1 protein-coding gene is annotated in these 1,713 nt (G+C 68.2%); it reads right to left on the bottom strand.

The genetic code is table 11. The features are described from left to right. Window positions 1-173: 173 nt before the first annotated feature. The coding region (secF, locus tag V6M37_RS10580; RefSeq protein WP_332673035.1) for a protein translocase subunit SecF at window positions 174-1,713 on the bottom strand (1,540 nt) is incomplete at its 5' end.

Genomic DNA, 1,713 nt, shown 5'->3' on the forward strand with positions numbered 1-1,713 from the left:
GTCGTCCTGGCCGGGGATCGCGAAGCCGTGGAGCACGAGGCCGAAGACGATCGCGCCGAACACGCAGCCGAGGAACGCGCCGATGATCCCGCTCCAGCAGCGGTCGGGCAGGAACACCGTGAAGTGCCAGAGGGCGAGGCCCATCATCGTCCAGGCGAGCAGTCCCACTCAGATCACCGTGGCCTTCCGTGCTTGGAGCGCTTCTTGGCGGCCGCCGACGAGCGCTTGCTGCGCTTGGGCGCGGCCGGCTCGTCGCGGACCGGGGGCATGACGACATCCTCGGGCAGCGCGTCGGCCGACTCGTCCCGCGGAGCGGGCGCGGGCTTGACCGGCTTGGGCTTGGGCTTCGTGGTCACGGCCGTGCGCTGCGGCACCGGATCGACGTGCAGGTCGCGCACGAGCTCCTCGAACTCCTCGCGCGACACTCCCGCGTCGGGGTCGTCGGGCGCGGTCAGGCGCTTGCCCTTGCGCAGCTTGCGCTTGGCGTCGGGGTCGACCTGCTCGTTGGCGCTGCCGGTCGCGTAGGCCGGCACGACGCCGCCGTTCTCGGCGGCGATCCGCGCGTGGCGGCGGCGGTAGACGGGCTCGCGCTCCTTCCACAGCGTCAGCACCGGACCGGCGATGAACACCGACGAGTACGTGCCTGAGATCGTGCCGACGAGCAGCGCGAAGGCGAACGCCTGCAGCGTCTCGCCGCCGAAGAGCAGCAGCGCGAGCACGGGCAGGCCCGAGCAGAAGCTCGTGGCCAGCGAGCGCACGATGACCTCGGACATGGAGCGGTTGACGATCTGTGAGAAGGCGGCACGCGGCATGCGCGGCACGTTCTCGCGGATTCGGTCGAACACGATGATCGTGTCGTAGAGAGAGAAACCCAAGATGGTGAGCAACGCCGCGACCGTCGCCGTTGTCACCTCCTGGCCGACGAGCGCGTACACGCCCGCAGTGATGAGGATGTCGTGCATCACGGCGATGAGCACCGGAACGGCGTACTTGGGTTCGAATCGCAGCGCGATGTACGCCGAGATCACGAACAGCGACGCGATGATCGCGATGATCGCCGAGTTGGCCACCGTCTGGCCGAAGGTCGGTCCGATCGAGGTCGAGCTCGGGGTGTCGGCCAGGCCGAACTTCTCCGCGACGGCCTGCGTGACGCGCGACACCTCGGGCGGCTTGAGGTTGTCGGTCGAGATCTGGAACTGGCTGGCGCCCTTGGCCTCCTTCAGGCCGGTGACCTTCTGGATCTTCGCGTCGGCCAGCCCCTCGCCGCGCAGCACCTCGCGCACGTCGTTCTCGTTGACGTTCTGCCTGACGTCGAGGCTGATCCGCGTGCCGGACTCGAAGTCGATGCCGAAGTTGATGCCCTTCGAGCCGAGCGCCAGTGCGCAGATGAGCAGGATCACGCCGGACGCGCTGAAGAACCACTTCGAGTAGCCCATGTAGTCCAGCCGGAAGCGGTTGCCCTTCGGCTTCTCGGCACCCAGCGCGCTGGGCTTGGAGATGAACCGCGACTTGCCCATCGCGCCGAGGATCGCCTGCGTCGCCAGGACCGCGGTGAACAGCGAGACGATGACGCCGAGGCCCAGCGTCAGGGCGAAGCCCTTGACCCCCGCCGTCGCCAGGACGAACAGGATGAAGGCGACCATGATCGTGACGACGTTCGCGTCGATGATCGCCGACAGGCCCTTCTTGTAGCCCGTCGCGATGCCCGAGGCG

Origin of the sequence: Aromatoleum sp. (assembly GCF_036675785.1) — a bacterium.
In the GTDB taxonomy this organism is placed as follows: Bacteria; Pseudomonadota; Gammaproteobacteria; order Burkholderiales; family Rhodocyclaceae; genus Aromatoleum.